Genomic DNA, 23,924 nt, shown 5'->3' with positions numbered 1-23,924 from the left:
CGATGGGCCGGGTGGGCCCGGATGGGTGATGTCGGCTCACTCGGCGTCGGCCCCCGGTGGGCGGTCCCGGGCGATGTCTCTGCGTCGTCAGACGTACACGGACGCCGTGAAGTCGCCGAGGATCCGCCGGTGGTAGTCGGGGCCGAAGCCCATCTCCGCGACCCGCGGAACCAGGGCCCGCAGCTTCTCGGTGGAGATCACGTGCTGGCGGCCGCCCGTGTCGAGGTACTCCCGGCGCGCCCGCAGACCGAGGTCCTTCGCGAGCAGGTCGACGATCTCCTCCACCGGGGCCGCGAAACCCGACGCCACGTTGACCGTCTCGGCCCGCAGGTCCGCGGCGAGCAGGTGGTCGACGACGGTGACGACGTCGCCGACGTCGATGAGGTCGCGGGCCGCCCCGCGGTGCACGCGGACCACTCCCTCCCGCAACTGCCGTACCAGGGTGGGCAGCAGCTGGTGTTCGGGCTGGCCGGGGCCGACCAGATGCCCCAGCCGGAGAACGAGGTGATCGGCGCCGGTGTCGCGCAGGAGTTCCTCCAGGGCGAGTTTGTGCTCGCCGTAGGGGGTGCAGGGCGTCACCGGGACGTCCTCCCTGCCGGGGCCGTCGGCGAGTCCGTACATCCCGGTCGCCGCGGTGGAGAAGAAGAGCACCCGGCGTCCCTCGGCCGCGCAGCGCTTCGCGACCTCGCGCAGCAGCGCGGCCTCGCGGGCGAAGTCGGCGTCCGAGGTGCCGCTCGCCCAGGACACCCCCGCCGCGAGGGCCACGGTGTCCGGATGCCGGGCGGCCAGCGGACGCAGGTTCCGCGCCAGGAAGCCGTTTCCCACAATGTCCATACGTCGTCGTCCCGATCTCTAGGAGTTTCTCCGGGGGTGGGAGGGCCGGCCGGCTCAGCCGCGCGCGGCCACGAACTCCTTGATCGAGGCGGTGACGTAGTCCAGCATCTCGTCGGTGAGCGCCGGGTAGACCCCGATCCAGAAGGTGTGCTCGGTGATGAGGTCGCTGTTGGTCAGCTCGCCCACGACCCGGTGCGGCTGGTCGGTGTAGGCGGGGTGGCGGGTCAGGTTGCCCGCGAACAGCCGACGGGTGCCGATCTTGCGGTCCTCCAGGAAGTCCACCAGCTCGGCACGGCTGAACGGCGCCTCGGGGTCCACGGTGATCACGAAGCCGAACCAGCTGGGCTCGGAGCGCGGGGTGGGCTCGGGCAGCAGCAGTCCCGGAACCCCGTCCAGCCCCTCGCGCAGCCGCCGCCAGTTGCGCCGCCTCGCCTCGATGAAGGAGTCCAGCTTGGCCAGTTGGGTGAGCCCGAGCGCGGCCTGGATGTCGGTGGCCTTCAGGTTGTAACCGACGTGCGAGAAGATGTACTTGTGGTCGTACCCGGCCGGCAGGGTGCCCAGCTGGTACTTGAACCGCTTCAGGCACCGGTCGTTCTCGCCCGGCTCGCACCAGCAGTCCCGGCCCCAGTCCCGCAGCGACTCCACGATCCGGGCCAGGGCGAGGTTGCCGGTCAGGACGCAGCCGCCCTCGCCCATGGTGAGGTGGTGCGCCGGGTAGAAGCTGACGGTCGTCATGTCGCCGAAGGTGCCGGTCAGCTTCCCGTCGTACAGCGAGCCGACCGCGTCGCAGTTGTCCTCGATGAGGAACAGGTCGTGCTGTTCGGCGAGTTGGGCGATCTCGGTGACGGGGAACGGGTTGCCGAGGGCGTGGGCGATGATGATGGCCCGTGTCTTCGGGCCGATCGCCGCGGCCACCCGGTCGGCGGTGGCGTTGCAGGTGGTGAGGTCCACGTCCACGAACACCGGGACGAGCCCGTTCTGGAGGATCGGGTTGACCGTGGTCGGGAAGCCCGCCGCGACGGTGATGACCTCGTCGCCCGGCTTCAGCCGCCGGTCCTCCAGCGTGTGGGAGGTCAGGGCCGACACCGCAAGGAGGTTGGCCGACGAGCCGGAGTTCGTGAGGTGGGCCTTGCGGCGCTTGAGACGGCGGGCGAAGGCGGACTCGAACTTGCGGGAGCTGGTTCCGGCGGCGATGCGCATGTCCAGCGCCGCCTCGACCAGGGCCGCCCGGTCGTTCTCGTCCAGGACCGCGCCGGACGGCCAGATCTCGGTGGTGCCGGGGACGAACTCCCGGTTCGGGGAGGCCTCCCGGTGGTAGTCGCGGACCCCTTCGAGGATCAGGTCCTTGCGGTCGCTCATGGTCGTTTCCCTTCTTCGGCCGGTGCGTCGGCCGTGATCCCGAGTGGTGTGGCGGGCCGGGGATGCTCCGGCGGCAGTACGGAGGCGAGCAGGTCGCGCAGGGAGTCGTCGAGGCCGCGCAGCGGGGTCCAGCCGAGCAGGCGCCGTGCGCGGGAGATGTCCAGGCACTGCCGCGGGACGTCGGTGCGGGAGCCGGACCGCTCGGCCTCCTCGGCCACCGGCAGCTCCAGACCGCTGAGTTCGACCATCCGGTCGACCAGGGCGCGCATCGGGACCGCGGTGCCGCGGCCCACGTTGATCACTTGTCCTGCGACGTCCGCCGCCGGCACGGTGGCCGCGGCCAGCACGGCCGCTGTGACGTCGTCGGCGTCCACGAGGTCGCGGGCCGCGCGCAGCGCCGGAAGGCGCAGTTCGGCGGCCTTCTCGCCGCGCGCGTCGGCGCGGGCCGCCTCGCTGAGGTGCGCCGCGACCCGGCCGAAGAGGCTGCCCCGGGGGACCCCGGCGCCGATCACGTTGGCGAGCCGGAGCACCACGCCTTCCACCTCCCGCTCGCCCGTGGCGCGCAGTACGGCCCGCGTGCCCAGGAGCTTGGTGCGTCCGTACGGAGTGACCGGCGCGGGCTCGTGGTCCTCGGCGGTGGCGGCGTCCGGGGCCCCGGCGCCGTACTCGTGGACGGTGCCGAGCTGGACGAGCCGTACCTGCGGCCCCGGCAGCCCGGCGAGCGCCGTGAGGACCCGCTCGACCAGTTCGGCGTTGCCCGCGGCCATCTGCGCCTCGTCGGCCTGCCAGGCCCGCCCGGCCGCGTTGACCACGACGTCGGGCCGGGCCGCCGCGAACAGCTCGGCGATCTCCCGGGGCGAGGCCGTCACCAGGTCCAGGCCGACGGCCGACACGCCCGGCGCGGCGGCGGAGGCGGGCGCGGCGCGCGAGACCAGGTGCACCCGGGCGCCGTGCGCCGCGCACGCCGCGCCGATGCGGCGGCCCAGGAAGCCGGTGCCGCCGAGGACCACGACCGAGAGGCCCGTCACCGGGCGGTGCTCAGGCCGCACGGCTCGGTCCGTGCTTGACGGCCTTCCACCAGTCGGGGTTGTCCCGGTACCAGGCGACCGTGTCGGCCAGGCCCTTCTCGAAGCCGGTCAGCGGGGCGTAACCGAGCTCCTCGCGGATCTTCGACTCGTCGATCGAGTAGCGCAGGTCGTGCGCCTTGCGGTCCGCGACGCGGCGGATCATCTCCTCGCCCGCGCCGGTGAGTTCCAGCAGCCGTTCGGTCAGGGCGAGGTTGCTGTACTCGTTGCCGCCGCCGATGTTGTAGATCTCGCCCGCCCGTCCCCCGTTGAGCACGAGATGGATGCCACGGCAGTGGTCGTCCACGTGCAGCCACTCGCGGACGTTGCGGCCGTCGCCGTACAGCGGGACCTGGCGGCCCTCCAGCAGGTTGGTCACGAACAGCGGGATGACCTTCTCGGGGTGCTGGTAGGGCCCGTAGTTGTTGGAGCAGCGGGTGATCGAGAGGTCGAGGCCGTGGGTGCGCCAGTAGGCACGCGCGACCAGGTCCGAGCCGGCCTTCGAGGCGGCGTACGGGGAGTTGGGCGCGAGCGGCCACTCCTCCGTCCAGGAGCCCTCGTCGATCGAGCCGTACACCTCGTCGGTGGAGACGTGCACGACCCGCTCGATCCCGCTCTCCAGCACGGCGTCCAGCAGGGTCTGGGTGCCCAGGACGTTCGTACGGAAGAACTCGCCGGCGCCCTCCAGGGAGCGGTCGACGTGCGACTCGGCCGCGAAGTGGACGACGGCGTCGTGGCCGGGCACCAGTTCGCGCAGCAGGGCGCGGTCGCACACGTCGCCGCGGACGAACACGAGCCGTTCGTGCGCGGCGGGCAGGTTCTCCCGGTTGCCGGCGTAGGTCAGTTTGTCCAGGGCGGTGATCTGGGCGCCCTCCCAGCCGGAGTACCGGTCGGCCAGCAGGCCGCGCACGAAGTGCGAGCCGATGAATCCGGCCGCTCCGGTGACGAGGATCCTCATGCCGCGACCTCCACTCGGGTGTGGTCTCCGACGACCAGACGGTGCCGGCCCGCGCCCGGGCCGGTGGTGCCGACGGACGCGGCGCGCCCGATCAGCGAGTTGTGCAGTCCGTGCACGCCGGTGACCGACGCCTCGTCCAGGGCGATGGAGCCCTCCAGCCGGCTGTCGGTCACCGTGCAGTGGCGTCCGATGGAGGTGTGGGGGCCCACGTGGCTGTCCCGCAGGACCGTGCCGGCGCCGATGATCGCCGGCCCCTCGATCCGGGACCGTTCGACGCTGGCCCCGGCCTCGACCACGACCCGGCCGACGAGCACGCTCTCGGCGTCGACGTGTCCGTCGACGCGCCGGGTCAGGCCGTCCAGGAGGTGGCTGTTGCACTCCAGGACGTCCTCGACCCTCCCGGTGTCCTTCCAGTAGCCGTCGTAGACCCTGGCGCGCACGTCGGCGCCGGAGGTGACCAGCCACTGGATCGCGTCGGTGATCTCCAGTTCGCCCCGGGCGCTGGGCTCGATCGCGGCGACCGCCTCGTGGATGGCGGCGGTGAAGAAGTACACGCCGATCAGGGCCATGTCGCTGCGCGGCTGCTGCGGCTTCTCCACCAGGCGCAGCACCTCGCCGTCGGGGCCGAGTTCGGCGACGCCGAAGGAGCGCGGGTCGGAGACCTTGTGCACGACGACCTGGGCGGCCGGCCGCTGCCGGTTGAAGTCCTCGGCGATCTCCACGACGCCGTCGGGCAGCATGTTGTCGCCGAGGTACATCACGAAGTCGTCGTCGCCGAGGAAGCCGCGGGCGATGGACACGGTGTGGGCCAGTCCGCGCGGCGCGTCCTGGGGGATGTAGACGATCCGCAGGCCGAACGGGGCGCCGTCGCCGAGCACGGCCTCGATCTCGGGGCCGCGGTCGCCGACGATGACGCCGACCTCCGTCACCCCCAACTCCCGTACCGCTTGGAGCACATGCACCAGTACGGGGGTGTTGGCGATGGGGATGAGTTGTTTGGGCATCGAATAGCTGAAAGGCCGCAGGCGGGTTCCAGATCCGCCGGCGAGCACCAGAGCCTTCATCGAGAGGTCCTCTCGGTTCGTGTATTCATGCCTGTTCGAGCGCTTCGAGCACGCTCGCGGGCGAGGGCATGGCGGCGATCTCCCGGGAGAGTCCGCGGGCCCGTTCGCCGTATGCGTCGTCGGTCAGCAGTTCCTGGCAGCAGTGCGCGATCGCCTCGGCCGAGTCCTCGCCGGGCAGCAGCGTGAGCGCGGCCCCGAGGTCGGCGACGCGAAGGGCGGGCTTCTCCAGCACGGCCCCCTTGGGGACGAGCAGTTGGGGCACGCCGGCGTTCAGTCCGGTCAGTGTGCTGACGCCGCCGCCGTGATGCACGAGCAGGTCGCAGGTCGGCGCGACCACGTCGAGCGGGGTCCAGCCGGCCCGGACGTCCGGCAGTTCCTCGCGCAGGGCCTCGGCGACCGCCTCGGGCGCGGCGACGATCAGCTCGACGTCCCAGGCGGCGACCTCCTTGGCGAGGCCGCGCAGGAAGTCGAAGTTCTTGTCGTAGCTCTCCTTGGCGACCCGGCTGCCGGAGGTCACCAGGACGCGGCGGCGCTCGCCACGGCGGTACATCCAGGGTTCGAGCCGCCGCTGGCCGTTCGCCGGGACGTAGCGCATCGGCCGGGCGGGGGCGGCTCCCGGCGGCCGCAGACTCGGCGGGCAGATGTCCACGAACACATCGGGGTCGGGCAGCCGGTCGAGGCCGAACTCCGCCAGTTCGGGAGCGAGTTCGGTGTCCGCTCCGGGATGGATGCCGTCGGCCTCGATGGCGTCCCAGGTCTGGCGCACATGCGGTACGCCCAGGTGCAGGGCGAGCAGCGGGGCGACGTAGCTCATCGTGCCGCCGACGATCAGGTCGGGCCGCCAGTCACGGCAGAACTCCAGCATGCGCGGAAGACTCGACGCGGCCATCCGCGCGAACCAGCGCCCGGTGAACAGGGCCTGCTCGACCGGGTCCGAGGGGATCGTCTCGGGGTCGCCCGCGCGGTCCAGGGTGATGAAGTGCCGGATGGGCAGGTCGGTCGTCGCGATGCCCGGCAGTCCCGAGGAGGTGATGACCGGCACCATGTCGTCGTTCGCGGCCATGACCACCTGGTGGCCCGCGTTACGGGCGGCGGTGGCCAGCGGGGCCAGGGCGAAGACCGTGGCCGGGCTGCCCGCCGCCACGAAGAGCATTCTCACGGTGTCCCCGCCTTGCTGAATCGGGGCAGGAGCCCTGCCCGTACGGCCTCGGCCACGGTCGGCGCCTTCGCGTCCTTGTCCGAGATGAGGGGGGTGTCGGGGCAGTTCCAGGGCAGATCGAGTTCCGGGTCGAGCGGGTTGACGTCGATCTGGGTGCCCGGCACATAGGTGGTGGAGACGACGTAGCAGATGCAGGAGTCGTCGCTGAGCGCGAGGAATCCGTGGCCCACGCCCTCCGGGACGTAGACGGACCGGCCGGAGTCCGCGGTCAGTTCGTTGACGTGGTGCTCGCCGAACGTCGGGGAGCCGATCCGCAGGTCCACGACGATGTCGCGCAGCGCGCCGCGGACGCAGGTGACGACCTTGGCCTGGCCGGGCGGGATGAGCACGCTGTGGATGCCCCGCAGGGTGTGCCGTCTCGACACGGAGTAGTTGATCTGCTGGGGCCTGAAGGCGACCCCGGTGGCGCTCTCCAGCGCGTCGCTGCGCAGGGACTCGTAGAACGTCCCGCGCTCGTCCGGGATCTGGTCGGGTGTGATCAGGAAGGTCCCGGGCAGGGTCAGTTCCTCGATGTGCACGGCAGGCTCGCCTCTCTGGGTTCCGTGTGTGCTTCCGCGAGCCGTTCCAGGTCGGCGGCCACGGCGGCCGGGGACGGCATGGCGGCCATCTCCGCGGCCAGCCGGCGGGCCGAGCCGGTGTGCCGCGGGTCGGACAGCAGCTCGTCGAGGGCCTGGCCGACGAGCCGGGGGTCGTCCTGTTGCGCCGCCGTGTCGAAGGACAGTCCGGCCCCGGTCGCGGTGAGCCGGTCGGCGAGCGGGAAGTGGTCCGCCAGCTGCGGCAGGACCAGTTGGGGCAGCCCGAACGCGGTGGCGGTCATCGCCGTGCCGGCGCCGCCGTGGTGGACGACCGCGTCGCAGGTTCCGAGGAACAGGTGCAGGGGCAGCGGGTCGACCACCCTCACGTTCCCCGGCAGGGCTCCGACGGCCGAACGGTGGGGCTCGGGCAGCGTGAGCAGGATCTCGGCGTCGGACCGGGCGGCGAGGGCGTGCAGCAGCCCGCGGACGAAGCCCTCGCCGTGCAGGGCCGGTGTGTTGCCGAGCGACACGGCGACCCGCCGCCGTCCGGCTCCGGGGCCGGGGTCCGACCGCACCCAGGCCGGGGTGACGGCGCCCCCGCTGTAGGGCACGTACCGGATCGGCACACCCGCCTCGCCGTCCGGGAGCCGCAGCGACGGCGGGCACGGGTCGAGCAGCACGGTCGGGTCCGGCAGCCGCGCCGGATCCGCGGGCCCGGCCGCGTCCGGCGGACCGGCCGACCCGGCGCGTACGAAGCGCCGGGCGGGACCGGAGATGGCGTCGACCGTCCAGCGGTGGTGCGCCACCGGGACGCCCAGCCGGGCGCCGATGAGCAGGGAGCAGTACTCCAGCGGGTCGGCCAGGATCAGCCCGGGCCCGTACTCCTCGGCCAGGCCGGTGTAGCGGTCGAGCTGCGCCGTGGCGTGGGCCCACCACAGCCTGCCGTATCCGCCGAGCAGTTCGGGGGCCGGACGGGGTCTGGCCTGGAGGGGCCGCTGTTCGCGGGGCAGATTTTTCAGCAGCATGGCGTCGACGTCGAAGGGCTCGCCCACGCCGACGCCGGTGAGTCCGCAGTCCCGGACCGCGCCGAGCACGTCGCTCTGGCCGAGGACGCGCACCTCGTGGCCGGCCGAGCGCAGCGCCCACAACAGGGGCACCAGGGGCAGGAAGTGGGACGGTACGGGGGTGGCGATCACCAGTACGCGCATCTGACGGGCAGTCCTCTCCGGCCGCACCGGCCTCTTCGGGCGGGTCAGCGGCGCTCGGCGGTCAGGCGCTCCAGCAGGGGAACGACGTCCTTGGGCGCGGGCGCGGAGAGCATCTCGTCGTAGAGGCGGCGCGCGCCGAGCGAGAACGAGGGGTCCTCCAGGAGCCGTACGAGCTGCTTGTGCAGTCCCGGGACGTCCAGCGTCTCGGGATCGGCGACCAGTCCCGCGCCCATGTCCGCGACGTAGCGGGCGGTGACCATCTCGTCCCACATGGGCAGTGGCATCACGAGCTGGGGCACCTGGAAGGCGACCGCCGCGGAGAAGGTCCCGCCCCCGCCGTGGTGGATGACGGCCGAACTGGTCGGCAGGACCTGGTTGAGCGGTACGTACTCCAGCGTGCGGACGTTGTCGGGCAGGGTGCCGACCGCGGCGAGCTGCTCGCTGTTGAGGGTGGCGACGACCTCGATGTCCAGGGCGGACACCGACTCGAAGAACTCGCGCATCGGGAACCCGCTGTACTTGCCGAAGATTTTGCGGCGGCTGACGCCCAGGGTCAGGACCACGCGCGGGCGTTCGGGCCGGTCGTGCAGCCAGGTCGGGAGGGGGGCCGCGCCGTTGTAGGGGACGCGCCGCATCGGGACGTGGGTCAGCTCGACGGGCTGCCGCATCCTGGACTGGGTCAGGTCGAGGGTCCACTGGCCGAGCAGCATCTCGTCGCCGAACTCGAGGCCGTACCGCTCCAGTACGGGGCCGTACCAGCTCAGCCAGGGGTGCTCGGACAACTCCGTGTCCGGGTCGGCCAGTTCGCGCTTCGTCCGTTCGTGGATCAGCGCGATGTTGTCCATGCCCCAGACCAGGCGGGCGTGCGCGGCGCCGGTGACCCGCGCGGCGATGGGCGCGGGGAACATCAGCGGGTCCCACAGCACGAGGTCGGGCTTCCAGACGCGGGCGAAGTCGACCAGGTTGTCCAGCACGGGCCTGCGGCCGCCCGGTTCCGCGGGCTCGGGGTAGTGCATCCTGAACATGCCGTTGAGGACCGTCCGCGCCATGCGCCAGCCCTCGGACTCCTCCGGTTCGCACGCGTCGAAGGCGAGGGTCGGGCGGTCCGGCTTGGCGTCCCCGGTGTTCTTGCTCAGGGCTTCCGGCAGTTCCTCGGGCGATCCGAGCGGTACGGCCGTGAGCCCGGCCGCGCCGATGTTCGCGATCACCCCGGGGTCCACGACGCCCGCATGGCTCGCCACGACGACCTCGTGCCCGGCGCTCTGGAGCGCCCAGGCCAGCGGCACGACGGGATACAGGTGTGCCGTCGCCGGAAAGATGGTGAACATGACACGCATCGTTGGACTCCGTTCGTGTTCGGGTGCCCCGGGTGTGCGGGGACGTGGACGGGCGCGGCGGCCCGCGAGGACGTGCGGTCGGCCCGGGGCGGGTCAGGGCGCGGCGTGGGCCCCGCGGGTGCGGGCGACGAGCGCGCCCGTCGCCGAGAGGGCGGTGAGGAACCCGAGCGCGGTCTCCTGCCCGGCGCCGATGGCCACGGCCGTGACCGGCAGCGCGAGCACCGCGCCCAGCTGGACGGCCGTCTGGTAGACCGGCACCGCGGAGGCCCGGTGCTCGGCCGGGATCCCCGCCGTGGCCTGGAGGTTGAGGGCGGCGAAGGACAGGACGAAACCGGCCTCGACGAGCAGCAGCGCGGGCAGCACCCCGGTGGCGTACGTCCCGGATCCCGCGGTCGTGAGCGCGGTCGCGCAGCCGAGCGCCGCGGCGGTGCTTCCGGCCCTGATCAGCCGTTCGGTGCCGAAGCGCCCCACCATCCGGCCCGCGAAGGGCAGCGCGAGCGCCAGCGGCAGACAGGCGGGCAGGAGCGCGAGCGCCGTACGCCAGGAGCCCCACCCCCACTGATCGTGCATCCGGTGGACGAACAGCAGCAGCAGGCCCAGATAGGTGCCGTTCAGGGTGGCCGCGCAGACCGCCGAGCGCCGGAACGGGCCGTCGCGCAGGTGCCGTGCCAGGGTGGCGCCGAGCGGTGCGGCGGGCGCCGGCCCGTCGTCGCGCGGGATGAGCCGGAACCCGGCGACCAGCAGCACGAGGGCGACCGGGGCCGGGAAGACCGGGTTCCAGCGCCAGCTCAGTCCGGTCAGCGCCCCCGAGCACAGCAGCCCCGCGGTGAAGCCCGCCGCCCCGAAGAGCGAGTACACCGACACCGCCCGGCGCCGCTCCGCTCCCGGGGGGTACGCGGTGGTGATGATCGCGAGCCCGGTGGGCGCGGTGAGCGCGGCGCACATGCCCTTCACGACCCGGGTGGCGATCAGTACGGCGGCCTGGTCGGTGAGACCGCCGGCCACCGAGGCGGCGATGAACACCGGCAGCGCGGCCAGGTAGACGGGCCGTCTGCCCCAGCGGGCGACGAGCCGCGGACCGAGCAGCAGCAGGGCCGCGAATCCGGCGGCGAAGCCGCTCATCACCCACTGGCCGCCGAACGTCGACAGACCGAGGTCGCGCTCCACGGCCGGCAGGGCGACCAGGACGACGGAGACCTCCAGGGCGTCGATGAGCATGTTGCCGGCGAGCACGAGGAGCAGGGCCCCGCGGCCGGCTTCGGCTCGGGGCCCGGGGCGTGCGGAGAGCGTCGTCATGCGCTGGGCGTCCCCTCGCTCAGCCGAGCAGCGTGCCGCCGCTGGCGTCCAGGTAGGAGCCGGTGATCCAGCGGGAGTCGTCGCTCGCGAGGAAGGCCACCACGTCGGCCACGTCCCGGGTGTCGCCGACCCGGCCGAACACCGAGTAGTTCGCCATCGCCGCCACCGCTTCCGGGTCGTCGAAGACCGGTGTGCCGTTGTCGGTGATGCCGGGGCCCACGCTGTTCACGGTGATGCCGCGGGGGCCGAGGTGTTTGGCGAAGTGCAGGGTGAGCTGGTCGATCGCGCCCTTGGTCATCGCGTACGCCACCTCCTGCGGGTTGGCGACCCGGGTCAGTCCCGAGGAGATGTTGATGATCCGGCCGCCGTCGGGGAGGTTGTTCAGGGCGCGCTGCACGAGGAAGTACGGCGCCTTGGCGTTGACGGCGAAGAGCCGGTCGAACGCCTCGGGCGTGAGGTCCTCCGGGGCCACACCGCCCATGACCCCGGCGTTGTTCACCAGGATGTCGAGCGTGGTGGCGCCGGTGCGTTCCTTCAACTCCCTTTCCAGGGACAGGAACAGCTCGTGGACGTCGCCGGGGACGCCGAGCTCGGCCCGGACCGCGAAGGCCCGGCCGCCCTCCTTCTCGATGGCGGCGACGGTCTCGGCGGCGGCCTCGCCGTTGCTCGCGCCGTGGACGGCGACGAGCGCGCCCTCGCGGGCCAGCCGGAGCGCCGTGGCCCGGCCGATGCCACGGCTGGAGCCGGTGACGAGCGCGGTCTTTCCGGTCAGCTTGCCCATGGTGTTCCTCCTGTACGTGGTGTGCCTGTACGTCGTGTGCCGAGGAGTTGGTCCGGGAGCGGTGTGCGCGGCCGGGCCGCCGCCGTCGAGGCCACTGATCATCGCGGCGAGGTGGCGGCGGGCCGCCGGGATCGCGAGCAGTTCGCGGAACACCGCCCGTAGGCCGTCCAGTTCCGGGCCGCCGAACAGCAGGTGGGCCTGCGCCTCGATGTTGCCGAGCACGCGCGCGCCCACCGGATGACGGACGGCGTGGTAGGTGTCGAGCAGTTCCTCGCCCGCCCGCCCCGCGAGCCGCGCGGCGAGCTTCGCGCCGAGGTCCGCCGCGTCCTGGAGGCCGAGGTTGAGGGCCTGGCCGCCGACCGGCAGCTGCGCGTGGGCGGCGTCACCGGCGAGGAACACCCGGCCGGCGCGGTAACACGCCGCCTGCCGACGGGTGTTGTGGAACGCGTTGAGCCAGAGCGGCCGGGCGCCCGCGAGGTCCTCGCCGGTGACCTGGGCCCACACCGCGCGCACCTCCTCGAAGGCGGGCGTCTTCGAGGCGCCGGGGACCCGGCCGAAGGCGTGCACCATGACACGGGTGACACCGTCGGGTCCGCGGCGGGCGTTGGCCACCCCGAGGGTGTGCCGCTCGAAGCGCCGCTCCCTCAGGTCGACTCCCGTCAGGTCGGCGCGCAGCAGTTCCTTGGTGGGGCCGGTCCCGGGGAACGCGAAACCGGCGAGCCGCCGCACGGCGCTCTCCTCGCCGTCGCAGCCGACGACGTACGCGGCGCTCAGCCGCAGCCGCTCCCCCGCCGCGGTGACCGCGACGACGTGCACCCGGTCGGGTTCCTGGGACAGCCCGGTCACGGTGAGGCCGCGCCGGACCACGGCCCCGAGCCCGGTCGCCCGGTCCGCGAGCACGGCCTCCACAAGCGTCTGCGGCGCCTTCCACTGGCCGGCGTACGGGCTGTCGCCGGCCTCGGTCAGATCGAGGGGGATCCCGCCGAAGTGGCCGGGCCCTGCGTCGGGCGGCGGCCCGAGCCGTCCGACCAGGCCGCGCGCGTCCAGCAGTTCCATGGTGCGGGCGTGCAGGACCGACGCGCGCGATTCCGTCGTCGGCTCGGTCAGCCGCTCCAGCACGGTCACCCGTGCCCCGCCGGTGCGCAGTTCCCCGGCGAGCAGCAGCCCGACCGGTCCGGCTCCGACGACGACCACATCGGTGTCCAGGGCGGCCATGGTCAGCGCTGGTTCTCGGCGTGGTCCTTGGCGTGGCCCAGGGTGGCGCGGCTGTTGGCGCTCAGCGCGCCGCGGACGTACTCCCGGGCGTCGGCGACACTCGCGTCGGGTCCCAGGACGGCGGTGATGTTCGCCGTGTTGAGGACGACGGTGTGCTGCGAGGTCACGGCGACCCCGCCGGCGTTCTCCGCGAAGGTCCAGCGCCCGGTGTGCAGGGTCATCAGGGCGGGCAGGGTGACCTGCTTGTACGCGATCGTGTGGTGCGGGAAGACCACGCGGTACGACTTCGTGGTGTGCGTGGAGCCGTCCTTGGCGCGCGTGTCCATCTCCAGCACCTGGAGCCCCGGGGTGTCCTCGGAGAAGCGTACGGAGGCCACGTGCGGCAGCCGCTCGGCCCACAGCCCGGCCTCGTTGACGAAGTCGTAGGCGTCCTTGGCCGCGCCGGCGATCTGGACCGTGTCCTCGAAGGAGAAGGTGATCTCCTCGGAGGCGTGGGCCAGTTCGACGTTCGTCCTCAGCGCGGCCAGCTCCGAGCGGGAGTTGCGGTCGACGGCCTCGTCGATCCACTTCAGGCCGTCCGGGTCGTCGTCGACGGCCCGGTAGTCGTGCAGCAGCCGCACCCGCGAGGAGGTCCCGGAGAGCGGCTCGATGATCCAGGTGCCGCCCATGGCGGCGACCGGCGGGGTGGAGACCTCTTGGCGGAAGGTGATCCGCAGATGGGCGGCGTCCAGGGTGCGGCGCGAAGTCCAGTTCTTCGCCTCGCCGTTGGCGGTGGCCCAGATACGGATGCGTTCCTCGTCCGCGCCCCGCTCGACCTGGTCGACGTAGAGGGTGGGCGGGAAGATCCGCGGCCAGTTCTCCACCTCGGCGATCAGCCGGTAGACGGCGGCGGCCGGGGCCTCGACGGTGATGGTGTGCTCGACCTGACGGGTCGTCATCGTGTGCTCTCCTCCGTGTCTCAGAAGTTGCCCAGGCCGCCGCAGACGTTCAGCGCCTGGGCGGTGATGGAGGCGGCGGTGTCGGACGCCAGATAGCCGACCAGGCCCGCGACCTCGTCGGGCGTCGAGTAACGGCCGAGCGGGATCTTCGCCCGGAACCTCTCGAGGATGGCGTCCTCGCTGGTGTCGTACGCGGCCGCGTAGCCCTGGCGGACGCGCTGTGCCATCGGCGTCTCGACATAGCCGGGGCAGACCGCGTTGACGGTGATCCCGGTGGGCGCCAGCTCGTTGCCGAGCGCCTTGGTGAGGCCGACCACGCCGTGCTTGGAGGCCGAGTAGGGGGCGCCGAGCACCACGCCCTGCTTGCCCGCGGTGGAGGCGATGTTGATGATCCGGCCGCGGTCCTTGTCGCGCATGCCGCCCGTGGTGAGCACCTCGCGCGTCATCAGGAAGACACTGTTGAGGTTGGTGTCGATGACGTCGAACCACAGCTCGTCGGTGATGTCCGCGGTGACTCCGCCGCCGGAGCGGCCCGCGTTGTTGACGAGGACGTCGATCGTGCCGAAGCGCTCGACGGCCTGCCGCACGAAGCGCTTGACGTCGTCGGCCGAACGGACGTCGCAGGTGACGCCGTCCACCTCCAGCCCGTCGTCGAGGAGTTCCTTGACCGTACGGGTCACACCGTCCTCGGTACGGGCGCAGAGGAACACCCGGTGGCCCTGCTCGGCCAGCAGCCTGGTCACCGCCAGGCCTATGCCGCTGGTCGCGCCCGTGACGAGGGCGACCTTCGGGTTCTGCTGCGTCATGTCTGTCTCCTGGAGAAGGAAGGGAAGGCACGGGAGGGCGAAGGGGAGGCGCGGTCGGGGGCGGGCTCAGCCGATCTCGGCGGGCACCAGCAGGGCGTTGACCGCGTCCATCAGCTCGCGCGGGGTGCGGGCGTCGGTCAGCGTGTCGTCGTCCAGGGTGATGCCGAACTCGCGCTCGATGCGCCCGCCGGTCTCCAGCATCGCGAGGGACTCGTAGCCCAGCGACTCGAAGTCGGTGTCCGCGATGTCCCCGTCGAGGTCGGCGGATTCGTCGGCGCCGGCCCCGTCGCGCAGGATGCGCCTGAGGTCGTCGAGGGTGAACTCGTTGGAGGGCATGGGTACGTGTCCTTTCGTCGCTGGGGTGGGGATGGGGGCCACACCGGTCCTCCGTGAGCCGGGGTGACCCGCGCCGCTCGTCACGCCGGTCCTCCGTGAGCCGGGGTGACCCGCGCCGCTCGCCCGCGCGCCACGCCTCGGTGTCGCGGCGGGCCGCGGTCCTGGGGGGACCGCTCAGGCGGCGCGGACCACGACCGCGGAGTTGAACCCGCCGTGGCCGCGGGCGATCACCAGGGCGGAGCGCACGGTGGCGGTCCGTTCCTGGCCGACGACCAGGTCGAGGCCGTGTTCGGGAGCCGGGGAGACGCCGATGGACGGCGGGATCACCCCGTCCCGCATGGAGAGGAACGCGGCGGCGAGATCGAGGGGCGCCGCGCCCGAGTAGAGCCGCCCGGTCATGGTCTTGGGCGCGGTCACCGGCACCGCCCGCGGACCGAACACCTCGGTGATCGTCTCCGCCTCGATCCGGTCGAGGCCGGGGATCGCGGCCGCGTCGGCGAACACCACGTCGATGTCGCGGGGGTCGGCCCCGGCGTCGGCCAGGGCCAGTTCGACGGCCTTGCGCAGACCCGGGGGGCGCCCGCTGCCCGGCCGGGGGTCGAGGGTGGAGCCGTATCCGGCGATCTCGCCGTAGATCCGCCGGGCGCCCCGGGCGCGGGCCTGCTCCATCTCCTCAAGGACCAGCAGGGCGCCGCCCTCGCCTGCCACGTGGCCGGCGGCCGCGGGGTCGAAGGGCAGATAGGCCCGGTCCGGGTCGCGGCTCGTGCTCAGCCGGTTGCTCGCCATCTGGGCGACCCAGCCCCAGGGGCAGATGGAGGCGTCGACGGCGCCCGACATCACCAGCCGGGTGCCCTTGCGGATCTGCCGCCGCGCCTGGGCGACCGCGTCGAGCCCGCCCGCCTGGTCGCTGACGACCACACCGCTCGGGCCGCGCATGCCGTTGCGAATGGAGATCTGGCCGCTGTTGACGGCGTAGAACCACGCGAACGACTGGTACGCGCTGACGTACCGGCTGCCCTTGCTCCACAGGGCCTGCAACTCCCGCTGCCCGAACTCGAATCCGCCGGACGAACTGGCCGTGATCACGCCCATCTCGAACTCGGGCAGCTCGCCCGGGCGCACCGCGGCGTCCTCGAACGCCCAGTCGGCGGCCACCAGGGCCATCTGGGTCATCCGGTCGGTCTGCGGCAGCAGCCGGCCCGGCAGATGCTCCGCCGCGTCGAACCCGTCCACCTCACCGGCCAGTTGGCTCGGGTAGCCGTCGGGCACGAAGCGCGTGATCCGGCCGATGCCGCTGCTCCCCTTGCGGGTCGCCGCCCAATAGGCCTCCGTGCCCAGGCCGTTGGGCGCGACCACGCCGAGACCGGTGACGGCGACCCGCACTCCCGTCGCGCTCATGCGGCCCTCCGATCGGGACGGGCGAGCACCATGGCGCTCTGGAACCCGCCGAATCCGCTGCCCACGGACAGCACCGCGTCGGTCCTCCAGTCCCGGGCGGTGAGCGGCACGTAGTCGAGATCGCACTCGGGGTCGGGCGTGTGCAGATTGGCGGTGGGCGGCACGACGTTGTTCTCCATCGCCAGCGCGCTCGCGGCGATCTCGATCGAGCCGATGGCGCCCAGTGAGTGCCCCACCATCGACTTGATGGAGCTGACCGGCACGGCGTACGCGTGCTCGCCGAGGCTGCGCTTGAACGCGGCGGTCTCGTGCCGGTCGTTCTGCTTGGTCCCCGAACCGTGCGCGTTGACGTAGTCGACCGATTCCGGGGCGAGCCTCGCCTCGTCCAGGGCCGTCCGGATCGCCTCGGCCATCTCGCGTCCGTCGGGCCGCAGACCCGTCATGTGGAAGGCGTTGCTGCGGGTGGCGTACCCGGCTATCTCCGCGTACACATGGGCGCCGCGCCGCCGCGCGCTGTCCAGTTCCTCCAGCACGAAGACGGCCGAACCCTCGCCCAGGACGAAGCCGTTGCGGGTCCCGTCGAAGGGGCGGGAGGCGTGCTGCGGGTCGTCGTTGCGCGAGGTGGTGGCCTTGATCGCGTCGAAGCAGGCCACGGTGATGGGCGAGATCGGGGCGTCCGCCGCACCCGCCACCATGACGTCGGCCGATCCCTCGCGGATCAGCTCGGCGGCGTAGCCCACGGCGTCGAGGCCCGAGGTGCAGCCGGTGGAGACCACCGTGCTCGGGCCCTCGGCGCCCACCGCCCAGGCCACCTCGGCGGCGAAGGAGCTGGGCACCAGGTAGTTGTAGAGGTGCGGGACCGCGTAGGTGTGGTCCACGAGGTCGAGCCGCCCGCTGTCGCTGACGGTCCGGTACTCCTCGTCGAGCCCCATGGTCGCGCCGACCGCGCTGCCGATGGTCACGCCGGTGCGGTGCGGGTCGAGCAGGTCGAAGTCGAGCCCGCTGTCCGCCACCGCCTCCCGCGCGGTGACCACCGCGAACTGCGCGGCCCGGTCCATCCGCCGTACCTCCTGGGCGCCGAGGCCGAGGAGTTCGGTGTCGAAGTCGACCTCGGCGGCGACCTGCGAGCGGAACGGGGACGGGTCGAAGAAGCTGATGCGCCGGGTCGCGGTGCGCCCGTCGGACAGCAGGCTCCAGAAGTTCTTGGCGCCCACGCCTCCGGGCGCGGTGACACCGATGCCGGTGATGACGACCCGCCGGCCGTACGGGCCGCTCACTGCGAGGTCCAGTGGTAGAACCGCTGGGCCATGGCGTCGGCCGGGGAGCGCCAGGTGGCGGGGTCGTAGGCCGTGATGAAGGGCTTGAGGTCCTGGCTGATCCCGACGAAGCGCGGGTCCTCCTTGGCCGCCTCGATCCGTTCGCCGCCGTCCTCGGAGTCGAAGTCCTGGAGGTGGAAGTAGAGGCCCCGGTAGGTGAAGAGCTGGCGCCGCCTGGTACCCATCCGCTGCGGCATGTCCGTGCCGTCGAACTCACCGAAGAGGCGGGCCACGTCCTCGGCCGAGCGGGGTTCCATCCGGGCCACGATCAATGTGCTGTGCATGCGTCTCTCCTTGTCAGGACTGCTGGATACGGGACGGGCCGAACCAGCGCTCCAGCGCCATGGGCAGGTCGTGGTGGCTGCCCGGCGCGGCCCAGGCCACGTGTCCGTCGGGGCGCACCAGCACGGCCGAGGTGCCCGCGAGCGGAGCATCGGCCGCCACGGCGTGGGGCTCGGCGGTCACGATGTCCACCCGGTCCGCCCATCCGGCCGCGCGGTCGCGGAGCACCGGGCTGTCCGCCAGGTCGAGCAGCAGTCCCCGCCCCGCGCGCAGCAGTTCGGTGCTGCTGGTCTTGCGCCGGTCGCCGACCAGTTCGAGGTGCGGCATCCGCAGGCCGAGCAGCGGGTGGCCGCCCCGGCCGACGTCGTAGCGGATCTCCAGTCCGCTCACCATGCCGGCGAGATGGCGGCTGACCTCCTCGTAGCGGATGAGTTCCCTCAGCACGTCGCGCAGCGGCTGGACCTCCTCGCCGCTGAGGAAGAGCAGCCCCTGTGCCTTGGTGTTCATCATCAGGCGCTCGCCGACCGCGTGGCGTTCGTCGTGGTAGGTGTCGAGCAGGTCCTCGGGTGCGGTGCCGCGGACCTGGGCGGCGAGTTTCCAGCCGAGGTTCACGGCGTCCTGGATGCCGGTGTTCATGCCCTGGCCGCCGGCCGGCAGATGGATGTGCGCGGCGTCGCCCGCGAGCAGCACCCGGCCGCGCCGGTACTGGGTGGCGAGGCGGGTCGCGTCGCCGAAGGCGCTGACCCACTCGTGCTCGGCGTGCGAGATGTCGATGCCGGTGATCCGCTGCCAGGCCGCCGCCACCTCCGCGTAGGCGGGCGGTTCGGTGCGCCGGCGGGGCGGTGTGCCGCGTTCGCAGACGATGATGCGGGTGACCCCGCGGTCGCCGAGCGGACCGCACATGACCATGCCGCCGGCGAAGGTCTCGCCGATCAGCCGCGGCGCCAGGTCGACGCCCTTGATGTCCGCGAGGAACATCTCCATGGTCGCCGCGGTGCCCGGGAAGTCGAAGCCGGACGCCTTGCGCACGGTGCTGCGGCCGCCGTCGCAGCCCACCAGATAGGAGGCCGTCAGCCGGCTCTCCTCTCCGCCGGGACCGCGCACCACGACCTCGACGTGGTCGCCGTGGTCGTGCAGGCCGACCAGTTCGTGGCCGCGCCGGAGGTCGGTGCCCAGTTCGCGCACCCAGTCCTCCAGCATCGTCTCGGTGTCCGACTGGGGCACGGTCTTGGCCGCCTGGTGAACGCTGTCGAGGACGCCGAAGTCGACCGGCAGACCGCCGAAGTGGCCCGCGTTGCTGGTGCCCATGTCACCGAGGCGGTGCAGGAGTCCGCGCTGGTCGAAGACCTCCATCGTCCGGGTCGTGAAGCCGAGTCCGCGGGATTCGCCGGTGCGCTCCCCGAGCCGGTCGAGCACGATGACGTCGACTCCCGCAAGCCGTAGTTCCCCGGCGAGCATCAGTCCGGTGGGACCTGCGCCGGCGACGATGACGGAAGCGTCCATGGATGTGTCCTCCGGGGGCGTCGGAATGGCCGATACGACGAAGCGGCGCACCGGAATGGACCTCGGTGCGCCGCTCGATGCTTTTTCGCGGTGACTGTGTCCGGCGACTGCCTGCCGGGTAATCGACACAGTGATGCGGAAGCTAATGAAGAGCTTCTTCGGAATCCCCGCGGATGTCAACACCGGTTTTTCCGTGCAACGACACGTTTGGGTCAGGGAATTGTCAAGCGTGCTTTTCCGGGTGCGTTCGGGCGCGATGCAAAAAGGCTCCACCAGGGGTGGTTCACCCTGGTGGAGCCGTGGACGGGCGCGGTCGGCGCGCCCGGTGTCAGGCGCGGGCGCCGAGCGAGGCGCGGACGTCCTGTTCGTGGTAGTAGGTGCGGCCGTTGACGGAGCGGCGGCGCCACCGGGCCTGGCTGGCGTGGCGGTAGACGCTGCCGGGCGCGGTGCCCCACAGCGCCGCGATGTCCCGGGCGGTCAGCCAGCGCACGGCAGGCTCGGTGCGGTTCGCCGCGGGCCGGCCGTGCCGCAGCCGCAGCCACTCCTGTCCCGACCAGGTGTGCGCCGGCTCGGTGTCGCAGCCGACCTCGATCGCCGGGTGGGCGCCGCCGCGCCGGATCGCCGCGGTCAGGGCGCCCCCGCAGTCCGGTACGACGCACTCCCCGACCGTGACGCGGCGCCGCGGCGCCGGGTCGACGACCCGCCCGGCCCGGCGGACACACCGCGCGACCTCGTCGGACAGCTCACCGGCGGCCTGGTGCTCGACGAGCCAGCCGGAGTACCGGAGCAGGAAGTCGGTGATGCCGGCCGCGCTGTCGTGCGGGGCGCCCACGCGCCGCTCCTGGACCACCAGCGCGCCCCAGGAGCGCAGGGTCCCGAGGATCCCCGAACGGGCCTCGGCCGCGGCCGTGTTGAAGGGCAGCCCGGATGCCGTGCCGCCGCCGGAGGTGCGGTCGCGCGGCCGGTCGGCGCCGGTGAGCAGTTGTCCGCACTCGTCGTACAGGCGCGGCAGCCGCCGCAGGTCGCGGATGAGGCGGAGCCGGCAGCCCGGGCAGAGGCGGGAGCCGACGACGGCCGGCTCGGCGGCGCGCCCTCCGGCCTCGCGGCGCCGGCACTCGGCGCCGTCGCACTCCGCCGGTTCCGGGGTCGTCGTACAGGTGGTCTCTGTGGTCTTCGCGAATCCGTAAGTCATTTCCCCCACCACTCTGAAGTGGGGCGAATCTATTTCCGGAATTCTTGAACGGACAAGCTCCGGCCCGCTACATGTAATTTATCTGTAGCGGGTCTACGGTTTTCCGCACCGAGCTGTCCTGGCGATGTCCTCAGATCGAGAGGCGCGCCGCGATACCGTCGAGGACGGAATCGAGACCGGCCTCGAACTGCCACTGCTGGTCGTCCTTGCGCCGGGCCTCGGAGATGTAGCGCGCGTACATCGGGAAGCGGCCGGTGCTCATGAGCCAGGCCATCTGCGAGGCGAGTCCCGCGCGGGCCTCCTCCCGGTTGGACCAGCCGCGCACGCGCAGCATCTGCGTCATCCCGACCTCGGTGTCCACCGCGCCGTACACATAGGCGGTGAGGGTGCCGTAGACCGCCATGGCGGTGTCCGCGTCGAGCCCGAGACCGTCGAGCACCGCCAGGACGGCTTCGGGCACGGCCAGTTGGTTCGGGGTCGGCGCGCACCAGGTGGCCCGCGTCACCCACGAGTGCCGCAGCAGGACCTCCCTGGTCCGCAGGGCGACGGAGCGCATCGACGCGCGCCAGCCCTCCTTGCCGTCGGGCAGTTCCAGCTCCGCGTAGACGAAGTCGACCATCAGCTCCAGGAGTTCGTCCTTGCCGGTGACGTAGCGGTACGCGGCCATGGGCGCGACGCCGAGTTCGGTGGCCAGACGGCGCATGGTGACCGCGTCGAGCCCCTCCGCGTCGGCGATGCCGACGGCGGCCCTGGCGATCCGCTGGGGTGTGAGGGTGGTGCGGGGGGCGGGCGTGGGCCGTTCGAGGCGCTCCCACACGGAGACGTGGTCCTTGTCCTCGTTCGCTGCCGGTCTCTCCTGGGCGGCCATCGCTTCGGTCCCTTTCGACGGACGGTGCTGTGTACAGCGTATCAGAAGTAGACAACGTACACTCGACTGTGTACGTTGTACGTGAACGATACGGCGTACACACACCGAGGAGTCCCCCATGGCCGACGCGACTGACGACAGCCTCCGGATCGCGGTGATCATCGGCAGCACCCGGGACGGACGGTTCGGTCCGGTCGTCGCGGACTGGATCGCCGGACACATCGCCCAGCGCGAGGACATGGAGGCCGACCTGATCGACCTCGTCGAGACCCCCGTGCCCACCGTCTTCCCGGCGTTCGGGCAGGCTCCCTCCGACGAGGTGGTGGCCCAACTGGGCGCCGTGTCACCGCGGTTGGAGCGGGCCGACGCCTTCGTGATCGTCACTCCCGAGTACAACCACAGCTTCCCCGCACCCCTGAAGAACGCCATCGACTGGCACAACGAGCAGTGGCACGCCAAGCCCGTCGGATTCGTCTCCTACGGCGGCCTCGCGGGCGGTCTGCGCGCGGTCGAACAGCTCCGTGTCGTCCTCGCCGAGCTGCACGCGGTCACCATCCGCAACACCGTCAGCTTCCACAACTACGCCGCGGTCTTCGGTCCCGACGGCGTCCCGACCGACCCCGGATGCGACGGCGCGGCCAAGGCGATGCTCGACCAGCTCACCTGGTGGGGCCAGTCCCTGCGCGAGGCCAGGCGCGTCCGCCCGTACGCCGTCTGACGTCTGACGTCCCGCCACTCGTGCCCTGGGGGCAGCGATGACCGACCACCCGACCGACACTCCCGCGCCCGACCGGCCAGGTCTGCCCCGGCTGGGCCTGCTCGGGCTGATGCTCAGCATCTTCCTGGCGACCCTCGACGGACAGATCGTCAGCACCGCGCTCCCCACGATCGTCGGTGACCTCGGCGGCCTCGACCACTTCTCGTGGTCGGTGACGTCGTACCTGCTCACGATGGCCGCCTCCACTCCCATCTGGGGCAAGCTGGGGGACCTCTACGGCCGCAAGGGCGCCTGCATGAACTCCGTGGCGCTCTTCCTGGCCGGGACGGTGCTGTGCGGCCTGTCCCAGAGCATGGGACAGCTCATCGCGTTCCGCGGTCTCCAGGGCCTCGGCGCGGGCGGCCTGATGGTCGGCGCGCTCTCGGTCATCGGTGTGGTGGTGCCCGCGCGGGACCGCGGCCGCATCCAGTCCGTGGTGGGTGTCATGATGCCGATCGCCTTCGTCGGCGGCCCCCTGCTCGGTGGATTCATCACCGACAGCGTGAGCTGGCGCTGGGCGTTCTACGTCAACGTGCCCATCGGCCTCTTCGCGCTGCTGGCGATCGCCAAGGGCGTACGGCTGCCCGCCGGCCGCGTCGCGGGGCGGATCGACTACCTCGGTACGGCCCTGCTGACCACCGGCATCCTGTCCCTGACCCTGCTGGCCGGGTGGGCGGGCACCACGTACGCCTGGTCGTCGTGGCAGATCACCGGGCTCGCCGTGGTCGTCGTGCTGAGCCTGGCCTGGTTCGTCCGGGTGGAACTGCGCACGGACGACCCGATCACCCCGCCCCGGCTGTTCGCCGGCCGGAACTTCACCCTCGCGCAGATCCTCAGTCTGCTGGTCGGCGCGGTCCTCTTCTCCGTCGTCAACTACCTTCCGCAGTACATGCAGTTCGTCCAGGGCGCCTCGTCCACGTCCAGCGGTCTGCTCATCCTTCCCCTGATGCTCGGCATGCTGACGGCCCAGCTGATCACCGGGCGCCTGATGGACGGCGGAGGCCTGGGCCGTGCCGTACCCCTCGCCGGGGGCGCCTTCACCTTCGCGGGGGCGCTGCTGCTGCTCGTGCTCGGCACGGGCACCCCGGTCGCCGCGGCCTCCGCGCTCACCCTGGTCATCGGGGTGGGCGTCGGGGCCCTGTTGCAGAGCACGGTGGTCACCACCATGAGCGGCGCCGACCCGCGGGACATGGGCGCGGCCACGGGCACGGTGACCCTGGTGCGCACCATCGGCGGCTCCCTCGGGGTCGCCGTGCTCGGCGCCGTGCAGAGCGGCCGCATGAACGAGGTGCTGGCCCAGCGGCTCGGCTCCGGCACGCAACAGCGGCTGACCGCGGGCGGCGGACTGACCCCGGCGCTGCTGAAGGACATGCCGGGCGCCATGCGCGAGGCCGTCAGGGACGCCGTCAGCAGCGGTCTGCACGGTGTCCTGGTCGGCGCGGCCGTCCTGTCCGCGCTCGCGTTCGGCACGGCGTGGTTCGTCCGCGCGGCGCCGGCTCCGGCGGCCGACGTCACACCGGTCCCCGGAGCCGGTTCCGGCAAGGACTCCGTCCGGGCCGACCAGGACCCAGGTGCCGGCAAGGACTCCGTCCGGACCCTGCTGGAGGACTGAGCGCGGCCCCCGGGCCCGCCCGCGTCCCCCACCCACACAAGCCGCCGACCGCACGGTCGAATCCCC

The 23,924-nt window shown here is 72.3% G+C and carries 22 protein-coding genes; 2 read left to right on the top strand and 20 right to left on the bottom strand.

What is annotated here, in order from left to right; translation table 11 throughout:
* Positions 1 to 87 precede the first annotated feature (87 nt).
* The 20 genes from WJM95_RS26515 to WJM95_RS26420 form a co-directional block, all read right to left on the bottom strand.
* Positions 88 to 834 (bottom strand): NAD(P)-dependent oxidoreductase, encoded by a 747-nt coding sequence (locus WJM95_RS26515; RefSeq protein WP_339132310.1) that lies wholly within the window; start codon positions 832 to 834, stop codon positions 88 to 90.
* Positions 835 to 888: 54 nt separating this feature from the next.
* Positions 889 to 2,193 (bottom strand): lipopolysaccharide biosynthesis protein RfbH, encoded by a 1,305-nt coding sequence (rfbH, locus tag WJM95_RS26510; protein WP_339132309.1) that lies wholly within the window; start codon positions 2,191 to 2,193, stop codon positions 889 to 891.
* Complete coding sequence (locus WJM95_RS26505) at positions 2,190 to 3,242, bottom strand: NAD(P)-dependent oxidoreductase (RefSeq protein WP_339132308.1); 1,053 nt, start codon at positions 3,240 to 3,242, stop codon at positions 2,190 to 2,192. Before WJM95_RS26505 ends, rfbH begins: the two co-directional genes overlap by 4 nt.
* Positions 3,232 to 4,215: a dTDP-glucose 4,6-dehydratase gene (gene rfbB / locus WJM95_RS26500; RefSeq protein ID WP_339132307.1), complete on the bottom strand. Its 984-nt coding sequence runs from the start codon at positions 4,213 to 4,215 to the stop codon at positions 3,232 to 3,234. Before rfbB ends, WJM95_RS26505 begins: the two co-directional genes overlap by 11 nt.
* The gene (locus WJM95_RS26495; RefSeq protein ID WP_339132306.1) at positions 4,212 to 5,279 is read right to left on the bottom strand and encodes a glucose-1-phosphate thymidylyltransferase; all 1,068 of its coding nucleotides are present in this window, start codon (positions 5,277 to 5,279) and stop codon (positions 4,212 to 4,214) included. Before WJM95_RS26495 ends, rfbB begins: the two co-directional genes overlap by 4 nt.
* A gap of 25 nt (positions 5,280 to 5,304) precedes the next feature.
* Complete coding sequence (locus WJM95_RS26490) at positions 5,305 to 6,432, bottom strand: nucleotide disphospho-sugar-binding domain-containing protein (RefSeq protein WP_339135858.1); 1,128 nt, start codon at positions 6,430 to 6,432, stop codon at positions 5,305 to 5,307.
* Between the two features lie 2 nt (positions 6,433 to 6,434).
* Positions 6,435 to 7,016: a dTDP-4-dehydrorhamnose 3,5-epimerase gene (rfbC, locus tag WJM95_RS26485; RefSeq protein WP_339132305.1), complete on the bottom strand. Its 582-nt coding sequence runs from the start codon at positions 7,014 to 7,016 to the stop codon at positions 6,435 to 6,437.
* Complete coding sequence (locus WJM95_RS26480) at positions 6,998 to 8,221, bottom strand: nucleotide disphospho-sugar-binding domain-containing protein (protein ID WP_339132304.1); 1,224 nt, start codon at positions 8,219 to 8,221, stop codon at positions 6,998 to 7,000. The genes rfbC and WJM95_RS26480 overlap by 19 nt, the downstream gene beginning before the upstream one ends.
* 44 nt (positions 8,222 to 8,265) lie before the next feature.
* Positions 8,266 to 9,549, bottom strand: a complete 1,284-nt coding sequence (locus WJM95_RS26475; RefSeq protein WP_339132303.1) for an activator-dependent family glycosyltransferase — start codon at positions 9,547 to 9,549, stop codon at positions 8,266 to 8,268.
* A 102-nt stretch (positions 9,550 to 9,651) separates the two neighbouring features.
* Positions 9,652 to 10,854 carry an MFS transporter gene (locus WJM95_RS26470; RefSeq protein ID WP_339132302.1) on the bottom strand — a complete coding sequence of 401 codons (1,203 nt, stop codon included), beginning with the start codon at positions 10,852 to 10,854 and terminating at the stop codon, positions 9,652 to 9,654.
* A 19-nt stretch (positions 10,855 to 10,873) separates the two neighbouring features.
* Positions 10,874 to 12,850, bottom strand: coding sequence for an SDR family oxidoreductase (locus tag WJM95_RS26465; RefSeq protein WP_339132301.1), 1,977 nt, complete (start codon positions 12,848 to 12,850; stop codon positions 10,874 to 10,876).
* Between the two features lie 2 nt (positions 12,851 to 12,852).
* Positions 12,853 to 13,788: an aromatase/cyclase gene (locus tag WJM95_RS26460; RefSeq protein ID WP_339132300.1), complete on the bottom strand. Its 936-nt coding sequence runs from the start codon at positions 13,786 to 13,788 to the stop codon at positions 12,853 to 12,855.
* Positions 13,789 to 13,808: 20 nt separating this feature from the next.
* The gene (gene fabG, locus WJM95_RS26455) at positions 13,809 to 14,594 is read right to left on the bottom strand and encodes a 3-oxoacyl-ACP reductase FabG (protein ID WP_339132299.1); all 786 of its coding nucleotides are present in this window, start codon (positions 14,592 to 14,594) and stop codon (positions 13,809 to 13,811) included.
* Positions 14,595 to 14,660: 66 nt separating this feature from the next.
* Positions 14,661 to 14,930, bottom strand: a complete 270-nt coding sequence (locus WJM95_RS26450) for an acyl carrier protein (protein ID WP_339132298.1) — start codon at positions 14,928 to 14,930, stop codon at positions 14,661 to 14,663.
* A gap of 174 nt (positions 14,931 to 15,104) precedes the next feature.
* On the bottom strand, positions 15,105 to 16,328 hold the full coding sequence (locus WJM95_RS26445; protein WP_339132297.1) for a ketosynthase chain-length factor: 1,224 nt from the start codon (positions 16,326 to 16,328) through the stop codon (positions 15,105 to 15,107).
* Complete coding sequence (locus WJM95_RS26440) at positions 16,325 to 17,605, bottom strand: beta-ketoacyl-[acyl-carrier-protein] synthase family protein (protein WP_339132296.1); 1,281 nt, start codon at positions 17,603 to 17,605, stop codon at positions 16,325 to 16,327. The genes WJM95_RS26445 and WJM95_RS26440 overlap by 4 nt, the downstream gene beginning before the upstream one ends.
* On the bottom strand, positions 17,602 to 17,928 hold the full coding sequence (locus tag WJM95_RS26435) for a TcmI family type II polyketide cyclase (protein WP_339132295.1): 327 nt from the start codon (positions 17,926 to 17,928) through the stop codon (positions 17,602 to 17,604). The genes WJM95_RS26440 and WJM95_RS26435 overlap by 4 nt, the downstream gene beginning before the upstream one ends.
* A 13-nt stretch (positions 17,929 to 17,941) precedes the next feature.
* A complete protein-coding gene (locus WJM95_RS26430; RefSeq protein WP_339132294.1) occupies positions 17,942 to 19,429 on the bottom strand; it encodes an FAD-dependent monooxygenase in 1,488 nt (495 codons plus the stop codon).
* Positions 19,430 to 19,757: 328 nt separating this feature from the next.
* On the bottom strand, positions 19,758 to 20,621 hold the full coding sequence (locus WJM95_RS26425; protein ID WP_339132293.1) for a hypothetical protein: 864 nt from the start codon (positions 20,619 to 20,621) through the stop codon (positions 19,758 to 19,760).
* 130 nt (positions 20,622 to 20,751) lie between these two features.
* On the bottom strand, positions 20,752 to 21,489 hold the full coding sequence (locus tag WJM95_RS26420; protein ID WP_339132292.1) for a TetR/AcrR family transcriptional regulator: 738 nt from the start codon (positions 21,487 to 21,489) through the stop codon (positions 20,752 to 20,754).
* 118 nt (positions 21,490 to 21,607) lie between these two features.
* Here WJM95_RS26420 and WJM95_RS26415 point away from each other — a divergent pair, with 118 nt between their 5' ends.
* Both WJM95_RS26415 and WJM95_RS26410 read left to right on the top strand, forming a co-directional pair.
* The gene (locus WJM95_RS26415) at positions 21,608 to 22,207 is read left to right on the top strand and encodes an NAD(P)H-dependent oxidoreductase (protein ID WP_339132291.1); all 600 of its coding nucleotides are present in this window, start codon (positions 21,608 to 21,610) and stop codon (positions 22,205 to 22,207) included.
* 37 nt (positions 22,208 to 22,244) lie between these two features.
* Positions 22,245 to 23,858, top strand: coding sequence for an MDR family MFS transporter (locus WJM95_RS26410; RefSeq protein WP_339132290.1), 1,614 nt, complete (start codon positions 22,245 to 22,247; stop codon positions 23,856 to 23,858).
* The last annotated feature ends 66 nt before the right edge of the window (positions 23,859 to 23,924 follow it).

The organism is Streptomyces sp. f51, assembly GCF_037940415.1.
Classification (GTDB): domain Bacteria; phylum Actinomycetota; class Actinomycetes; order Streptomycetales; family Streptomycetaceae; genus Streptomyces.
This window is presented reverse-complemented; position numbering and strand designations above follow the sequence as displayed.

Bases quoted from the DNA above. Each gene is read 5' to 3' on its own strand.
- WJM95_RS26515 (WP_339132310.1), bottom strand. From the start codon at position 834: ATGGACATTGTGGGAAACGGCTTCCTGGCGCGGAACCTGCGTCCGCTG.
- rfbH (WP_339132309.1), bottom strand. From the start codon at position 2,193: ATGAGCGACCGCAAGGACCTGATCCTCGAAGGGGTCCGCGACTACCAC.
- rfbB (WP_339132307.1), bottom strand. From the start codon at position 4,215: ATGAGGATCCTCGTCACCGGAGCGGCCGGATTCATCGGCTCGCACTTC.
- WJM95_RS26495 (WP_339132306.1), bottom strand. From the start codon at position 5,279: ATGAAGGCTCTGGTGCTCGCCGGCGGATCTGGAACCCGCCTGCGGCCT.
- WJM95_RS26490 (WP_339135858.1), bottom strand. From the start codon at position 6,432: ATGCTCTTCGTGGCGGCGGGCAGCCCGGCCACGGTCTTCGCCCTGGCC.
- WJM95_RS26480 (WP_339132304.1), bottom strand. From the start codon at position 8,221: ATGCGCGTACTGGTGATCGCCACCCCCGTACCGTCCCACTTCCTGCCC.
- WJM95_RS26475 (WP_339132303.1), bottom strand. From the start codon at position 9,549: ATGTTCACCATCTTTCCGGCGACGGCACACCTGTATCCCGTCGTGCCG.
- WJM95_RS26470 (WP_339132302.1), bottom strand. From the start codon at position 10,854: ATGACGACGCTCTCCGCACGCCCCGGGCCCCGAGCCGAAGCCGGCCGC.
- WJM95_RS26465 (WP_339132301.1), bottom strand. From the start codon at position 12,850: ATGGCCGCCCTGGACACCGATGTGGTCGTCGTCGGAGCCGGACCGGTC.
- WJM95_RS26460 (WP_339132300.1), bottom strand. From the start codon at position 13,788: ATGACGACCCGTCAGGTCGAGCACACCATCACCGTCGAGGCCCCGGCC.
- fabG (WP_339132299.1), bottom strand. From the start codon at position 14,594: ATGACGCAGCAGAACCCGAAGGTCGCCCTCGTCACGGGCGCGACCAGC.
- WJM95_RS26450 (WP_339132298.1), bottom strand. From the start codon at position 14,930: ATGCCCTCCAACGAGTTCACCCTCGACGACCTCAGGCGCATCCTGCGC.
- WJM95_RS26445 (WP_339132297.1), bottom strand. From the start codon at position 16,328: ATGAGCGCGACGGGAGTGCGGGTCGCCGTCACCGGTCTCGGCGTGGTC.
- WJM95_RS26435 (WP_339132295.1), bottom strand. From the start codon at position 17,928: ATGCACAGCACATTGATCGTGGCCCGGATGGAACCCCGCTCGGCCGAG.
- WJM95_RS26430 (WP_339132294.1), bottom strand. From the start codon at position 19,429: ATGGACGCTTCCGTCATCGTCGCCGGCGCAGGTCCCACCGGACTGATG.
- WJM95_RS26425 (WP_339132293.1), bottom strand. From the start codon at position 20,621: ATGACTTACGGATTCGCGAAGACCACAGAGACCACCTGTACGACGACC.
- WJM95_RS26420 (WP_339132292.1), bottom strand. From the start codon at position 21,489: ATGGCCGCCCAGGAGAGACCGGCAGCGAACGAGGACAAGGACCACGTC.
- WJM95_RS26415 (WP_339132291.1), top strand. From the start codon at position 21,608: ATGGCCGACGCGACTGACGACAGCCTCCGGATCGCGGTGATCATCGGC.
- WJM95_RS26410 (WP_339132290.1), top strand. From the start codon at position 22,245: ATGACCGACCACCCGACCGACACTCCCGCGCCCGACCGGCCAGGTCTG.